The sequence below is a fragment of the Candidatus Zixiibacteriota bacterium genome, assembly GCA_040752595.1.
GTDB lineage: Bacteria > Zixibacteria > MSB-5A5 > WJJR01 > WJJR01 > JACQFV01.
The window spans coordinates 39,176-54,087 of sequence record JBFMGX010000040.1; the positions used below are offsets into that span (position 1 = coordinate 39,176).

A 14,912-nucleotide genomic window follows, 5' to 3' on the forward strand; every position below is an offset into this window, starting at 1 on the left:
CCCTCAAGGGGACAGCGCGCAACGTCAGATTCCCAGCCGCGCCTTGATCGACCATGCCAACAGGGGGAGCATCAACTCATGATGCCCGGTGAAGGAATACCCCTTGCCGGAATGCAGTGTGGGACGCAAAACGACATTGGTATTCGGACGATAGTGCTGGATCATGTCGAAATTGGCGGTGACAAACCGTTCGACACGTTGACGATTGCGTGCCACCGAGAGCGCCTTCAGGAAGACCTCAGGCAGGATCACCGCCGAGCCGAAATGCAGAACAACCCCTCCCGCATGCAGTCGGCGGCACTGGTTGGCCAGTATGCGAAAGTCGAGATGCCCTGCGGCACCGACCGCCGCCCCATCGAATTCCGGATGCTGCGCGACGATCTCCGCTCCGATCGCGGGAAAGACCAGCACCGGGATGCCGGCCTCAGTCCCCGACGCCAACAGCGAAAACTCTCGGTGCGGCGCGCGTTGACGGTTGATGTAGCGACCGATTCCCTCACCCAGGCCGAGCCGCGACCGCTGTGCGGTCCGCACGCCGCCGGCGAACCATTTCGACGTGTCGGCGGACATCCCGAAGCGGCCATTGCGCAGCCCGGCGGCAACGTCCTCGGACGTCCTGCCCATAAACGCCGTCTCAAGATCGTGGATCGCACCGGCACCATTGAACGCCAACAGGTCGACCAGGCCGTGGTTCATCAGGTCGACGATGAGCGGCGACAGCCCGCATTTGAGCACGTGCGCGCCCAGAAACCAGAAGATCGGCTTCCTGGCCGCATGCGCGGCGGCAATTGCCTCAATCAGAGCACGCCAGTCGGTGGCCTTGAGAACACCGGGGAGTTTGTCGAGGAACCGCACGATGTCATCGTCGCGCGACGGCGGCTTCGCGAAGCACCTCATATCGACCAGAGAATGCCGTGATGCTGCCCGCACCCGTCGCAACGTCCGCAAGTCCGCCGGCTGGTGGCGTCTGTCACTCGTCTTATGATGGACTCTCATTCATGACTCACTTGCAACGGGGGCTTCGCGAAGCGCCCCTACAGGCATTCCTCAGATTCGAAACAATGAACTGGCACTCAGTACTGCCTGATCTGCCCCAGTCGGTACTCCTCCAGCTCCGCGATGATCGAGCCGACCACGACCTTGCTCTTCATCAGCACCGGCAGGTGCAGACGATCGTCAGTCAGCCAGACTGTGACCTTGCCCTCGTGCTTGAACAATCCGGCCGCCTGGAGCAGTGGCTCGACAACGATCGTGCTGAATGTCCCGGCCGCCACTGCGATTCTCTCCCTGCGGATCACCCGGACGGTCAGGCGGTAGAGTTTCTTACCGGAATAGATGTCCAATTCGATATCCCGACCGGGCGTCATGGCCAGCGTGCGGACATAGTAGAGCAGGGAGAGATCGTCGAGTACATACGGGGGCACGGCAAATGTGTCCGCGGACGTCAGCGCCACACCCAACTCGGGGTCGAACTCGACTCTGCGGTTCTGGCGATAGCGCCCCTCCGACAGGTGCTTTTCAAACCGAAGCGGGAACAGCTCCCGGGCATCCATCAATGTGCTGACGCGATCATCGACCTTGTAGAACGCCGAGAAGAAAGGCGTGGAGCGCACGGTTGACAGAACGGGGTAGCACAGACGCCCCAACGTGTCCACCACGTTGCCGACGATCATCTCGCCCCGTCCGGCGACGATCTTCTCCCAGCCGATCGAGTAGGACAGTGATTCTCCCACCCCGAACGCCCAATTGGTGATCGGTCGCGGCGCCCATGGGCCTGTCGGCCGCAAAGTGCTGTCCCGCTCATCCGCACCGAAGTCGCTGGAGTCGCGGGGTGTGATCGCCGCCAGCGGGTCTGTTGCCCCGGATGCGTCGTCAGGCGCTGTCTGCCCCAGGGAAAGGACGGCGCTCCCAAGGAGACATCCCAGCCACAACACGCCCAGATAGCGCGGGAATGTCAGATCGAAACGTGATCGAAACGGCAGCAGCGGCATCGCCCCCCCTGATTCCGTTTCATTATCGGAGCACAACAATCATGGGCACAAGAGCTTCTCCGCCAGACACCCGTCAACGGACGCCGCGTCAATCCGACCTCCGGTGCCGTATCCCGGCCCGATGCGAGATTGCCGGAAAGATCCGGCGGACCGCCTCGTCGATGTCGAAAAACACCTGCTCATACCTGCGCCGATCCCCTCCGATCGGGTCCGGGATCGAGTGCGCGCGCAAGTCGGAGGGTCGCTGGGGAAACGCGCGCAACAGATACAGTTGCTCTCCCGGTTTCCCCCAGTTCTGGCAAATCTCGTAATGCTCCGCGGCCAGTGCCAGCACCAGATCGGCCCGCGACAACAACGGCCGCGTGAGCGCCTGAGAGCGATGCAGACGCAAATCGACCCCGTAGGCGCCTGCCACTTCGATTGCCAGTTCGGTCGCAGGCATTCCCGCCAGACCCATCGTCCCAGCCGAAATCGCCTCCATCGGCGATCCCGCGGGGAGATCGCCGATCAGCTTTCGGAACACCCCTTCCGCCATCGGGCTGCGACACGTGTTGCCCGTACAAACGAACAGGACGTGATACGGTCTCCCTGCCTCGGATGAGGAATTGCGGTCCGCGTAGGTTCCGCTATCGTCGATCGGTACGCTCATCTCCGGTCACTCACCTCGATTTCCACGACCAGCGGCCATCATCCACTGCTCCGGTGATATCGGCCCGGCGCGGAGCTGACGTGCCCCGGCCGCCGCACAGTCCACGACGGTCGAGGCATCCCTCCGGACGTACCGGCGCGGGCGTGCCCATATGACACCCCATCGTGCGACCAACCCGGACAGCCAGCGATTCTCCTCCCTGCAGGAGAGTATCCGGCCGGACGGGTTGGCGCTGGTCGCGATCAGAGGACGCCCCATCAGCGCCAGCAATCTCTTCACGATCGGTTCAGGCGTGACCCGTATGCCAATCGTTCCCCGACGGCCACCAGGAAGTGCAAAGCGAAAGTCTCGCACCGGCAGGATCAACGTCATCGGTCCCGGCCAGAACTCTCCGGCCAAATGACGCGCCACGGTGTTGAGCCGCATGCCCCACGCGTGGCACCACGATACGTCCAGTACAAACACCGAGAACGGCAGCATTCGGGACCGCCCTTTGATCTCCCGGACGGCCTGGACGGCGGGCGCTGAAGTGGCATCGGCCAGCAGGGCGTAACGGGTCTCCGTGGGCGCTATGACGATCCCCCCGTGCAACAGACGATCGCCCAGCCGCGCCACGAGACCGGGCGACGGACGGCGGCGATTGAACGATACGATCTCACCCGCCCATTTTCCACGGAGGCATGTCTTCGCGTGCAAACTGCGCCACCCATATGATCTGCTTGCCATCGAAGAACGAGGTTGCCCGGTTCCCGGTCAGTCGTCAGGCCGTCGCACAATCCACGCCGATTCATATCCCATGGCGCGCAGTCGGATCATGAGTGCCTCTGCCTCTCCCCGATCGGCAAAATGGCCGGCCCGGACCTTGTAATACGGTGTCTCGAACTCCATCGTCACTGTGTCGGCCAACCCGGCGGCCGCGCGCTCACGCAGGTCGTTCGCCTCGCTCCAATCCGTCGTCGCGAAGAACTGCACTTGCCAGATGGCCGCTGGAACCGAGTCCTCGGCCGCCATCAGACCCCTGGTTTGCGGCGGCACGACCGCTGTCGGTTTTGAAGCGGCGATCCGATTGGTGATAACGGAGTCATCACCCGGAAAGCCCAGCGGGTCGAAGTGACTGCCCGGTCGTCGATCGCGCCGCCCGGCCACCGCCACGTCGCCGATGGCCGCAACGGCCAGCGCCACCGAAACGATGACACATACCAGGCATCGCTCAGAGGTAACTCTGCCACCGTTCATCAGACTTCAGCTTCTCCATCAACATCTTCATATCATCAATGCGGCTCCGGTGTACGACCAGCAGGGCCTGTTCGGTCCGCACCAGGACCAGGTCCGACACGCCGAACGCACAGACCAGCTCCTGTGTATCGTTGTACACGGTCGAGTCGTACGTGTCGAGCGTGACGACGGGACCGGTGAGAAGATTGTTGTCGGCGTCGGCCTTCTCCAGACGCCCCAAAGCGAGCCAACTACCGACGTCGTCCCAGGATAGGTCGGCTTTGATGACGATGACATTGTCGGCCCGCTCGAGGACACCGACGTCGATCGAGACACAGTCGGCCGTCGCGTACAATTGTGCCAGTGCCGTCGACGCACGCTCCGATCCGATGGTCCGGGCGTAAGCGCGCAGCGGCACGGCGACAGTGGGCGCGTGCTGATCCAGGGCGGCCAGGATCGTCCGCGCGGTCCAGACAAAGATGCCGGCATTCCACAGGTGACGACGGTCGAAGTAGTAGTCCTGGGCCGTCGAGCGGTCGGGCTTCTCGCGAAACTTCTCGACCTGGTAGGAATTGATCCCATCGGACGTGGCGAAATTCGCCCCCAGCTCGATGTATCCGTAGCCGGTTTCAGCGCGCGTCGGCGTGATCCCGATCGTAATCAACACGTCATCGTTCTTGGCGAGGCGCACACCCTCGCGCAGCACGCGTCGCAGCATCGTGTCCGGTTCGATCGCATGATCGGCTGACAGCACGACCATCGCGGCCTCGGCGTCACGCGCCGCCAGTTCGACGGCCGCCCAACCAACGGCCAGGCAGGTGTTGTTCCCCTTCGGCTCCACCAGGATGTTCTGCGCGGGTATCGACGTGACTTTGCTGCGTACCGCCTCGGCGATTTCCGTTCCGGTCACGATCCAGATCCGCTCCGGGGGAAAGTCGGGACGGATGCGCGCAATCGTCGCCTCCAAGAGCGACTGCGATCCCAGGATGGGCAGAAGCTGTTTGGGACGCCGACGCCGCGACAGGGGCCAGAAGCGCTCTCCGTGACCGCCAGCGAGAATGACCGCATGTTCCATCAGAATCCTCTACGCGCAGAATGTTGCCGGGCGTCGACCACTGTCCCACGATATGAAGAAGCTTCTGCCGTGCCCACGTTGGCCGTCAGAAGCGCGAAGGCCGCCCTTTGGCACGATCATAGTCCCGACGCAGGAGTTTCAAGTCCTCCCAAGCATCCCGCTTCCATTCCGGGTTGCGCAAGAGCGCCGCGGGATGAAATGTCACCAGCAGACGCGCCGCCCCGAAGTCATAGAACCGCCCGCGCAGTTTCGAGATCGGCGTCTTTGTGTCGAGAAGGATCTGGGCGGCGATGCGGCCGAGGGCGACGATGTACATCGGGGCCAAAAGCCGGATTTGCTCGGCCAGGTGCGGCAGGCACGCCCCCGACTCTTCGGGCTGCGGATCGCGGTTTTCCGGCGGCCGGCACTTGAGAATGTTGGCGATGTAGACATCGTCCCGGGTGAGATCGATGGCGGCCAGCATCTTGTCCAGCAATTGCCCGGCGCGACCGACAAACGGCTCGCCCTTCAGGTCCTCTTCGCGCCCCGGTGCCTCGCCAATGAAGAGGATCTCAGCGCGCGGATTCCCCACGCCAAAGACGAACTTCGTGCGCGTGAACCCAAGCGGACAGCGCGTGCAGGTGTGGATCCTGTCATGCAACTCGTCGAGCGTCCGTGCGCCCGGCGGCCGCGTCGAACCGAACAACTCCAATGACGGCTCGGTCACCAGGAGTTGACGCAAGGCACGGCTGATTGATACGGTGGCTTCATCCATGGGTGCCATTGTGATCCGCGATGCCGATCAGCGCTCAGCCGACGCACGTCCTTGTGTCTGTCGCCACTGCACGATCCGATCAAGTATCCGATGCGCCAGGGTCTCCTTCGTGAGCAGCCCAAGAGGAGTGACCTCCCCGGCGCGAGTGATCAGGGTCGCCTCATTCGTGTCGCCGCCGAACTCAGAGCCCGGCGCGGTGGGATTGTTGGCAACCAGCAGGTCGAGGTTCTTCTGGTCCAGTTTGCGTGGCGATGTCAACCGCTCCGAATCGGTCTCCAGTGAAAACCCCACCAGATACTGATCGGGCCTCTTTGCACGACCAAGCGTCGCCAGGACATCCGGTGCCGGCTCCAGCACGAGTTGGGGCGGGCCGGATTCCTTGCTGAGCTTCTGCCGTGCCGGTGCGGCAACGCGCCAGTCGCTGACCGCGGCGGCCGCGATGGTGACATCGCTGTCGGCAAAACGTGTCTGCGTTGCCTGGAGCATCTCCTCGGCCGTTTCGATCGTGACGAGCTCCACGTGGACCGGCGGCGGCAAGGCCGTCGGGCCGGAGATCAATGTCACAATGGCGCCGCGAGACACCGCGGCACGGGCCAGGGCGTATCCCATCTTCCCCGATGACCGATTGGTGAACACGCGCACCGGATCGATCGGCTCCACCGTCGGTCCTGCCGTGACCAGCACGCGGACGCCCTGCAAGTCGCGCGACGCCGCAAAGAACCGCTCGATGGCGGCGACGATCTCGTGCGGCTCGGCCATGCGTCCGACACCGTATGTATGGCAGGCCAACTCGCCGACGCCGGGAGCAATGATGATAACACCGCGCCGTTGCAGGGTCGCCAGATTCTCCTGCACGGCGGCGTGGCGGAACATCTCCGTATTCATCGCCGGCGCGAGCATGACCGGCGCGGGCGTGGAGATCAGAAGCGTCGTCAGCAGTTCGTCGGCGAGCCCGGCGGCGTATTTCCCGATCAAGTCGGCCGTCGCCGGAGCCACAACGACCAACTCCGTCCACGTCGCGATGTCGATATGGCGCGTGCCCACGTACCGCTGCTCCGGGAACATATCGATGAGGACCTCGCGCTCGGAGAGCGTCTCCATCGTCAACGGCGTGATGAAGCGGGCCCCATTGCGCGTCATCGACACCCAGACATCGGCACCGGCTTCCTTCAGACGACGGCACAGGAAGGCCGACTTGTAGGCGGCGATCCCGCCTGAGATGCCGAGAAGGATGTGTTTGCCCTCGAGTGAACTCATCAGATGCCCTTCAATGCCGGAAATTGCGCAGACCCGAAAACACCATCGCGATCCCGAAGGCATCGGCGGCCGCAATCACCTCGGCGTCGCGCTTTGATCCGCCGGGCTGAATGACCGCCGAGATGCCGGCGCGTGCGGCGACCTCCAGGCCATCCGCCATCGGAAAGAACGCATCGGAGGCCAGCACCGCCCCGGCGGCGCGATCACCCGCCCTCTCCACGGCCTGACGCACGGCATCGACACGCGACGTCTGCCCGGCGCCGATTCCGACGGCCGCTGTCCCTTGTATTAATACGATGGCATTCGATTTGGCGTGCTTGACCACTTTGCGACCGAACAGGAGCGAAGCGATTTGGTCGGCCGTCGGCTGCGACTTTGTCACCACGCGCAGATCAGAAGGGGTCAACTCGGCATAGTCTTCATCCTGGATTAGCAGACCACCGACAATCTCGCGACAACGGGTCTTCGCTGCGGCCTTCAAGTCCATCGTTGGGACGCGAAGATACCGGCGTGCCTTCTTTCGCAGCAGCAATTCCAGAGCGTCACCGTCGTATCTCGGCGCCAGGACGCACTCGATGAACGGCGTCTCGTCCAAAGCGCGCGCGCAATCGAGATCCACGGTGCGATTGAGGCCAATGATCGACCCATAGGCCGAGACCGGGTCGGTCGCATACGCCGCCAGATAGGCATCGCGGAGATTGCCGGCGGCGGCAGCCCCACAAGGGCTGGCATGCTTGAAGACCGCCGCAAACGGCTCTGTGAAATCGGCCGCCATACGCCAGGCGGCATCGAGATCGCCGTAGTTGTTGTAGGAGAGTTCCTTGCCGCCGAGGACCTCCGCGCGCGCCAGCGAGACGGCCGCGCCATCGGCCGCATACAACCCTGCCTGCTGATGAGGGTTCTCGCCATAGCGCAGCATGGATATCCGGGCGAATCTCTGGATTAGAATCTCCGGGAAGTCACCTTGGCCACGCGCCGACGTCTGCCCCGCCAGGTAGGTGGCGATCCGGGCATCGTAGGCCGCTGTGACGGCGAAGGCCCTGGCCGCCAGTCTCGCCCGTAGCGCGAGCGTCGTGCTGCCGCTGTGTTCGCTCAGTTCATGAAGCAGCGGGTCGTAGTCGTCGGGATCGCAGACGACCGCGACCGAGTCATGGTTCTTCGCCGCAGCGCGGATCATGGTCGGACCGCCGACGTCGATCAACTCGATGGCCTCGTCCCAGGTGGCATGCGGATCATCCGCCGCTTTCACAAAAGGGTACAGGTTGACGACGACGAGCTCGAACGGTGCGATCCCGGCCTGCTCCAACTCACGGCGGTCCTCCTCCCGTGCCGTGCGGGCCAGGATGCCGCCCATGAGATTCGGATGGAGCGTCTTGACCCGCCCGCCCAGCATCGAGCCGAATCCCGTGAGCGACTCGACCGCGGTGACTGGAATCCCCGCCTCGCGCAGTACGGCCAGCGTCCCCCCGGTGGAGACGATTTCGATTTCGTAACGGTGCAGCGCCTGCGCCAACGGAACCAGTCCGCTCTTGTCGTAGGCCGAGAGAACCGACCGACGCACGCGGACCCGGCCATCGGCATCGGTGGTGCCGCCGTGGGACACCGCGTGGCTTGTCTCAGTATTGGGAATCACACTCACCCTCACACGCCGTTGCGATCAACCGTCACTCGCCCACGAGTCGACGCTGCACTTCCCGGTACTTGGCCGCCGTGTTACGCACGACCTCATCGGGGAGCTTTGGACCCGGCGGTCGTTTGTCCCAATGGATTGACAGCAGGTAGTCCCGGACGTATTGCTTGTCGAAGCTCGGCTGTACACGGCCCGGGTGATACCCATCGACCGGCCAGAACCGCGACGAATCCGGCGAGCAGATTTCGTCGATCAAGGTCAGCATGTCGCCATCAAACCCAAACTCGAACTTCGTGTCGGCAATGATGATCCCGCGCGCGCGGGCATAGTCGGCGCAGGATTGGTACAGTGCCAGTGAGACATCCCGCAAGCGCCCCGCCAGATCCGACCCCAGGTCATCGGCCACGCGTTTAAGAGAGACGTTCTCATCGTGGCCAACGTCGCTTTTGGTCGCCGGGGTGAAAATCGGCTCGTGGAGCTTCTGTGCCTCGACGAGATTGTCTGGGAAGTCAAAGCCGTGGAGATGCACACCCCCGCTCCTGGCTGATGCACGCATTTCGTTGTATTCTTTCATCAGAGAGCCGGTGATGTAGCCGCGCACGACGCACTCATAGTCGATACGCCGACACTTCTTCACGCGCATCGACCGCCCCTCCAATTGGGAGCGGTAGCGAGGCAATGGGTCGGGATACGCCGACACGTCGGTCCCGATCAGGTGGTTGGGCACGATGGGGCGCGTGTGTTCGAACCAGAACTGCGACATCCGGGTCAGGACCCGCCCCTTGCCGGGGATCGGCGTGGGCAGAACCACGTCGAAGGCCGACAACCGGTCGGTGGCGACAATCAGAAGCTCGGTCCCCAGATCGTAGACGTCGCGGACCTTGCCGCGCGCATAGACCGGCACCGTCCCGAGATCGGTCTTGGTCAGGGCATCCATGGGGTCGGCAGCCACAGGGTTCATGACACCTCCGAGCCGGCAAGATACGAGTGGCGCTCGGTTTACGACAAGGGCAACATCCGGCCGCGATCAGCGTTGCCGGCGGCGCTGCTGCGCGAACGCCTCGATCGCGTCGGGCAGCAACTCATGCTCAACGGCCAAGACCCGGTCGCGCAATTGCTCGGGCGTATCGCCGGGGTGAACCGGGACGCGGCGCTGCAAGAAGATCTCCCCATGATCGTAGATCGGATCCACGAAATGCACGGTGGCGCCGCTCTCGGTTTCCCCGGCGGCGATGACCGCCTCGTGCACCCGCATCCCGTAGAATCCGGGTCCACCGAACTTCGGCAGGAGCGCCGGATGGATGTTGATGATCCGGCCCGCATACTCCTCCACGACCGGACGTGGCACCAGCTTCATGTACCCGGCGAGAACCAGCAACTGCACGCGGGCGGAGGCGAGCAAGTCGAGCAACCCGGAGACAAATGCTTCCGGCGATCCGGCCTTCTTCTCGGACCAGTGCACCGCTTCCACCCCGGCCTGACGGGCGCGTTCGAGCGCGTACGCATCGCGGTTGTTCGAAATCACGATCGTGACGATAGCGTCAAGGCTGCCGGCTGCGATCCGGTCCAAGATCACCTGGAGATTGGTCCCGCTTCCCGAGACCATCACGCCGACCCGCAGGGGACCGGCATCGCGATCGGTGCCGTCGCTCATTCTTTCTCAGCCACCCGGGGCACCCAGCCGCTCCCGAAGCAGTTCATTCACCCGCTGCGGATTGGCGCGTCCCTGCGTGCGTTTCATCGTTTCACCGACAAAGAAACCGAGGAGCTGTGCCCTGCCCGCCTTGTATTTCGCCAGTTGCCCCGGGTTGTCGGCAATGACAGCATCGATGACCGCAATCAGAACGCCATCGTCCGAGAGTTGCTCAAGTCCTTCGCTCTTGACGATCTCGGAGGCCCGTTGCCCCGAAGCGACCATCCGCTCAAAGATATCCTTGGCCATCTTGCCGGAAATCGTGCCCGCCTCGACCATTCCGAGCAATTCGGCCAGTGCCTCCGGCTTGACCGGGAAGTCACCGATGCCGATTCCACGTTCCTTGATGACCCGCAGCACCTCAGTCATGATCCAATTCGCCGCCTTCTTGCCGTCGGCGAAGTGCCGCACGGTCGCTTCGTAGTACTCCGCCAGCGCCCTGGTGTCCGTCAGAACCGAGGCATCGTAGGTGGTGATCCCGTACTGTTGCACCAGCCGTCGTGCCCGCGCCTCCGGCATCTCCGGCAAGGACGCGCGGACCGACTCAATCCATTCCGGCGCGATCCGCAACGGCAACAAATCAGGCTCCGGGAAATAGCGATAGTCGGAAGACTCTTCCTTGCTGCGCATGGGATGTGCCGTCTGCGCCTTCTCATCCCAAAGGAGCGTTTCCTGAACCACCGTGCCGCCGGACTGCAGCAACCGCGTCTGCCGTTCGATCTCGAATGCCAGCGCCCGCTCCACGCCGCGGATCGAGTTCATGTTCTTGACTTCCGTGCGCGTGCCGAAGGCGCTCTCGCCCACCGGCCGCACCGAGACGTTGGCGTCGCAACGCAGCGCCCCTTCCTCCATGTTCCCGCTGCACACTTCGAGGTATTCGAGTATCTGACGGAGCCGGGTCAGATACAGCCCGGCCTGACGCGGGGACCGGATGTCGGGGCGGCTCACGATCTCGATCAACGGCACGCCGCAGCGGTTCATGTCAACCAGAGTAGTATCTTCATCCCCGGCGTTCTCGGGATGAAATGACTTGCCGGCGTCTTCCTCGACATGGATGCGGATGAGTCCGATCGAAATCCCGTTGCCATCCTCAGTGATGGCAATCGTGCCGCCTGCACCCAGTGGACGATCATATTGTGAGATTTGGTATCCCTTGGGCAGATCGGGATAGAAGTAGTTCTTCCGCGCGAAGATCGATAGTGGATTCACTCGACCGCCGACCGCCAGAATCGTGCGCGTGGCGTATTCGACTGCCCGGCGATTGAGCACTGGGAGCGCTCCCGGCAGTCCGAGGCAAACGGGGCAGGTTTGCGCATTGGCCACGCCGCCATAGGCGGAACGACACCCGCAGAAGATCTTCGAATCGGTCAGAAGCTGAGCGTGCACCTCCAACCCAATGACCGGTTCGTATCGCTGTTTGGAAGTCATGCCCGCCACATGCCGACGTTGTCACGCGGACAAGGGGTTTAAGCCCCTTGTTTACCCACCAGACTCGTTGTCCGCTCGATCACTTCCGCTGTTGCCAGGATTATGTGCTCCTCGAACGGGCGGCCGATGATCTGTGCACCGATCGGCAATCCTGCCGATGACGTCCCGCATGGGACCGACACTCCGGGCAAACCGGCCAGGTTGATCGATGTCGTATAGATGTCCGACAGATACATCGCCAGCGGATCATCGACCTTCTCCCCCAGACGGAACGCCACCGTGGGCGATGTCGGCGTCAACAGACAGTCAACCGTTTCGAACGCGCGGGCAAAGTCGCCAGCGATTCTGGCGCGCACCTTCTGCGCCGTGCCATAATATGCCTCATAGTACCCCGCCGAAAGCACATAAGTCCCAAGGAGAATGCGCCGCTTGACCTCGGCGCCGAAACCCTCCGCCCGGGTGCGGCGGTACATCGAAAACAGGTCATCGACGGTGTCGGTGCGATGGCCGTACTTGACGCCGTCATAGCGCGCCAGGTTGGACGAGGCCTCGGCGGTACAAATGATGTAGTAGGCCGCGATCGTGTACTGCGAATGCGGGAGAGAAACCTCGACGATGCTGTGACCGGCCTGCCTCAGCGCATCGGCGGCCCCTTTTACGGCCGTCCGCACATCCGCATCCAATCCATCCCCAAAACACTCCCTCGGCATTCCGACGGTCAGGCGCTCCGGGATCGGACGTTCAGGTGGCAAAAGCATCGAGGTCGAATCATGTGGGTCGTGGCCGCGAATGACATCAAAGACCGACTTGGTATCGGCGACGGTGCGGCCGAAGACACCGATCTGATCCAGCGATGACGCGAACGCGACCAATCCCCACCGCGACACGGCACCATACGTCGGCTTAAGCCCGACGATGCCGCAGTGTCCGGCCGGTTGACGTACCGAACCGCCTGTGTCGGAGCCCAAAGCTGCCATCGACTGGAAGTCGGCCACCGCCACCGCCGATCCGCCCGAAGACCCACCGGGGATTCGTGTGGGATCGTGGGGATTCCGCGAGGGACCATACGCGGAGTTTTCGGTCGACGAGCCCATGGCGAATTCATCGCAGTTCGCCTTCCCGACGATCACCGCGCCTGCCCGCCGGAGCCGCTCGGTCACGGTCGCCTCGTACGGCGGCATCCAGCCGCGCAGAATCCGCGACCCGCAGGTGCAGGGCACCCCCGAGACAAGGATGTTGTCCTTGATGGCGATCGGCACACCGGCCAGTGGACCGAGGGACTCGCCACCGGCCCGCGCGGCATCGATGGATGCCGCGGTCGTGCGGGCCTCATCGGGCGTAGTGCTGATGAACGCGTTCAGGTGCTGGCGGGATTCGATCCGCGCCAGATGCGCCTCGGTGACCTCAAGGGCAGAAACGACCCCCCGGCGAATCCGGTCAACCGTCTGCGCGACGGACCAATGGGTCGGCGGACCGATCATCCTCCATGATAGCACGCAATGCCGCCAAAGACAAACGTGCATGTGCTCCGGCGGCGGCTGGGTTTGGATTCGCAGCAAAGCTCAGCCATGTCATCCTGAACGAGTCCGTGCCCGAAGGGCAGGGACGAAGTGAAGGATCTGCTGTTCACTCTACCTGCCACACAGCAGATCCCTCGCTTCACTCGGGATGACAAATCCGTGCGCACGGTCAGTCCCGTGCAAAGCTCAACGGCTGTTACAACAGCGGCAGGTACTCGCGAACCTCGAAATCGGTGACCGCCATGCGGTAGCGGTCCCACTCCAGCCGCTTGTTGGCCAGAAGCGTGCGAAAGATGTGTTCGCCCAGGACCTCCCGCAGCAGACTCGACTGCTCGGCAATATCGCACGCCTCGGCCAGCGAGGACGGCAGCGATGCGATCCGACGCCGGGCGCGTTCCTCGTCGCCCATGTGAAAGATGTTCTCTTCCACAGCGTCGGGGAGAGTGTACCCCTTGTCGATGCCCGCCAACCCGGAGGTCAGCATGCAGGCAAATGCCAGGTAGGGGTTGCAGGCCGGATCGGGAGAGCGCAGCTCGATCCGGGTGGCCTTCTCCTTGCCGACCCGGTACATCGGGACGCGCACAAGCGAAGAACGATTGCGTCGTCCCCAAGAGATATACACCGGCGCCTCGTACCCCACGACCAGCCGCTTGTAGGAATTGACCCACTGATTGAGCACCAGTGTGATCTCGCGGATGTGCGTGAGAATCCCGGCAATGTACCCGCGCGCCAGCTTGGACAGATGGTAGGGGTCGGCGGCGTCAAAGAACAGATTGCGCCCACCGGCGAACAGCGACTGGTGGGTGTGCATCCCGGAGCCATTCTGCCCGAAGATCGGCTTGGGCATGAACGAGGCGTAGGCCCCGGAGGCCAGCGCCAGCTCCTTGATCAGGAAGCGGTAAAGCATCGCGAAATCGGCCATGACCAGCGCCTCCTGGTAGCGCAGGTCAATCTCGTGCTGTGACGGCGCGACTTCGTGATGGGAGCATTCGACCGGAACTCCCAGTTGTTCGAGGGAAACCACCGCCTTCTTGCGCAGCTTGGTTCCTTCATCGACCGTGGAGTAGTCGAAGTACCCATTGCTGTCGAGCAACTCGGTGCCGCGGGGTCCACGGAAGTAGAAGTACTCGATTTCCGGTCCACAGTAGAAGGTGTATCCCTTCTCCGACGCCTTGGCGAGGGCGCGCTTCAGCACATGGCGCGGGTCACCCTCGAACGGGGTGCCATCGGGATTCTGGATGTCGCAGAACATGCAGGCGACCCGTTCGCCGGCGACTTCCCAAGGGATGATCCGGAACGAACGCAGATCGGGAATCGCCATCAGGTCCGATTCCTCGATGCGGACATACCCCTCGACCGAGGAGCCGTCGAATCCCTGCCCTTCATCAAGCACCGCCTCGATTTCGCTGCGGGTGATCGACATCCCCTTCATCTGCCCGAGGACGTCGGTGAACAGCAGGCGAATGTATCCGACTTTGTTGGCATCCAAGGTGGCGAGAATGTCGTCTCTGGTCTTCACCATCTCCCGGCTCCCTTATGGTTGATCGTGGCTTCCCGCCCCCCGGAAAAGGCCGCAATCAAGGGGCAGCGCCCCACAAGTCAACGGCAATTTTCGACCGAAAGAGGAATCTTTGTAAGGGGCGATGGGCTAAGGAGTTGTGAATGTCACATCGGCCAACCATATGCGCGTCCGAGTCTGA

The 14,912-nt window shown here is 63.0% G+C and carries 14 protein-coding genes; all 14 read right to left on the bottom strand.

The window, feature by feature from the left end; all coding sequences use genetic code 11:
* Positions 1–24: 24 nt before the first annotated feature.
* The 14 genes from AB1792_09775 to AB1792_09840 all read right to left on the bottom strand — a co-directional run bounded on the left by AB1792_09775 (position 25) and on the right by AB1792_09840 (position 14,734).
* A complete protein-coding gene (locus tag AB1792_09775; protein ID MEW5702504.1) occupies positions 25–996 on the bottom strand; it encodes a hypothetical protein in 972 nt (323 codons plus the stop codon).
* A 77-nt stretch (positions 997–1,073) separates the two neighbouring features.
* On the bottom strand, positions 1,074–1,991 hold the full coding sequence (locus AB1792_09780; GenBank protein ID MEW5702505.1) for a DUF3108 domain-containing protein: 918 nt from the start codon (positions 1,989–1,991) through the stop codon (positions 1,074–1,076).
* A gap of 88 nt (positions 1,992–2,079) precedes the next feature.
* Complete coding sequence (locus AB1792_09785) at positions 2,080–2,640, bottom strand: hypothetical protein (GenBank protein MEW5702506.1); 561 nt, start codon at positions 2,638–2,640, stop codon at positions 2,080–2,082.
* Positions 2,641–2,646: 6 nt separating this feature from the next.
* Positions 2,647–3,336, bottom strand: coding sequence for an L-threonylcarbamoyladenylate synthase (locus tag AB1792_09790; GenBank protein MEW5702507.1), 690 nt, complete (start codon positions 3,334–3,336; stop codon positions 2,647–2,649).
* A 57-nt stretch (positions 3,337–3,393) separates the two neighbouring features.
* Positions 3,394–3,876: an SPOR domain-containing protein gene (locus AB1792_09795; GenBank protein ID MEW5702508.1), complete on the bottom strand. Its 483-nt coding sequence runs from the start codon at positions 3,874–3,876 to the stop codon at positions 3,394–3,396.
* Positions 3,851–4,930: a sugar phosphate nucleotidyltransferase gene (locus tag AB1792_09800; protein ID MEW5702509.1), complete on the bottom strand. Its 1,080-nt coding sequence runs from the start codon at positions 4,928–4,930 to the stop codon at positions 3,851–3,853. The genes AB1792_09795 and AB1792_09800 overlap by 26 nt, the downstream gene beginning before the upstream one ends.
* Before the next feature lie 85 nt (positions 4,931–5,015).
* Positions 5,016–5,684: a uracil-DNA glycosylase gene (locus AB1792_09805; GenBank protein MEW5702510.1), complete on the bottom strand. Its 669-nt coding sequence runs from the start codon at positions 5,682–5,684 to the stop codon at positions 5,016–5,018.
* A gap of 27 nt (positions 5,685–5,711) precedes the next feature.
* Entirely contained in the window at positions 5,712–6,941 is a 1,230-nt protein-coding gene (gene coaBC / locus AB1792_09810) for a bifunctional phosphopantothenoylcysteine decarboxylase/phosphopantothenate--cysteine ligase CoaBC (protein MEW5702511.1), read from the bottom strand.
* Positions 6,942–6,951: 10 nt separating this feature from the next.
* Positions 6,952–8,574: a bifunctional phosphoribosylaminoimidazolecarboxamide formyltransferase/IMP cyclohydrolase gene (gene purH / locus AB1792_09815; protein MEW5702512.1), complete on the bottom strand. Its 1,623-nt coding sequence runs from the start codon at positions 8,572–8,574 to the stop codon at positions 6,952–6,954.
* A gap of 31 nt (positions 8,575–8,605) precedes the next feature.
* A complete protein-coding gene (locus AB1792_09820; GenBank protein ID MEW5702513.1) occupies positions 8,606–9,532 on the bottom strand; it encodes a phosphoribosylaminoimidazolesuccinocarboxamide synthase in 927 nt (308 codons plus the stop codon).
* A 66-nt stretch (positions 9,533–9,598) separates the two neighbouring features.
* On the bottom strand, positions 9,599–10,225 hold the full coding sequence (purN, locus tag AB1792_09825) for a phosphoribosylglycinamide formyltransferase (protein MEW5702514.1): 627 nt from the start codon (positions 10,223–10,225) through the stop codon (positions 9,599–9,601).
* Positions 10,226–10,231: 6 nt separating this feature from the next.
* The gene (gene gatB, locus AB1792_09830; protein ID MEW5702515.1) at positions 10,232–11,692 is read right to left on the bottom strand and encodes an Asp-tRNA(Asn)/Glu-tRNA(Gln) amidotransferase subunit GatB; all 1,461 of its coding nucleotides are present in this window, start codon (positions 11,690–11,692) and stop codon (positions 10,232–10,234) included.
* A gap of 38 nt (positions 11,693–11,730) precedes the next feature.
* Positions 11,731–13,173: an Asp-tRNA(Asn)/Glu-tRNA(Gln) amidotransferase subunit GatA gene (gene gatA, locus AB1792_09835; protein ID MEW5702516.1), complete on the bottom strand. Its 1,443-nt coding sequence runs from the start codon at positions 13,171–13,173 to the stop codon at positions 11,731–11,733.
* Positions 13,174–13,408: 235 nt separating this feature from the next.
* Positions 13,409–14,734, bottom strand: coding sequence for a glutamine synthetase family protein (locus AB1792_09840; GenBank protein MEW5702517.1), 1,326 nt, complete (start codon positions 14,732–14,734; stop codon positions 13,409–13,411).
* Between the last annotated feature and the right edge of the window lie 178 nt (positions 14,735–14,912).

Coding starts and splice junctions, on each gene's coding strand:
- AB1792_09775 (MEW5702504.1), bottom strand. CDS start 996: ATGAGAGTCCATCATAAGACGAGTGACAGACGCCACCAGCCGGCGGAC.
- AB1792_09780 (MEW5702505.1), bottom strand. CDS start 1,991: ATGCCGCTGCTGCCGTTTCGATCACGTTTCGATCTGACATTCCCGCGC.
- AB1792_09785 (MEW5702506.1), bottom strand. CDS start 2,640: ATGAGCGTACCGATCGACGATAGCGGAACCTACGCGGACCGCAATTCC.
- AB1792_09795 (MEW5702508.1), bottom strand. CDS start 3,876: ATGAACGGTGGCAGAGTTACCTCTGAGCGATGCCTGGTATGTGTCATC.
- AB1792_09800 (MEW5702509.1), bottom strand. CDS start 4,930: ATGGAACATGCGGTCATTCTCGCTGGCGGTCACGGAGAGCGCTTCTGG.
- AB1792_09805 (MEW5702510.1), bottom strand. CDS start 5,684: ATGGATGAAGCCACCGTATCAATCAGCCGTGCCTTGCGTCAACTCCTG.
- coaBC (MEW5702511.1), bottom strand. CDS start 6,941: ATGAGTTCACTCGAGGGCAAACACATCCTTCTCGGCATCTCAGGCGGG.
- AB1792_09820 (MEW5702513.1), bottom strand. CDS start 9,532: ATGAACCCTGTGGCTGCCGACCCCATGGATGCCCTGACCAAGACCGAT.
- purN (MEW5702514.1), bottom strand. CDS start 10,225: ATGAGCGACGGCACCGATCGCGATGCCGGTCCCCTGCGGGTCGGCGTG.
- gatB (MEW5702515.1), bottom strand. CDS start 11,692: ATGACTTCCAAACAGCGATACGAACCGGTCATTGGGTTGGAGGTGCAC.
- gatA (MEW5702516.1), bottom strand. CDS start 13,173: ATGATCGGTCCGCCGACCCATTGGTCCGTCGCGCAGACGGTTGACCGG.
- AB1792_09840 (MEW5702517.1), bottom strand. CDS start 14,734: ATGGTGAAGACCAGAGACGACATTCTCGCCACCTTGGATGCCAACAAA.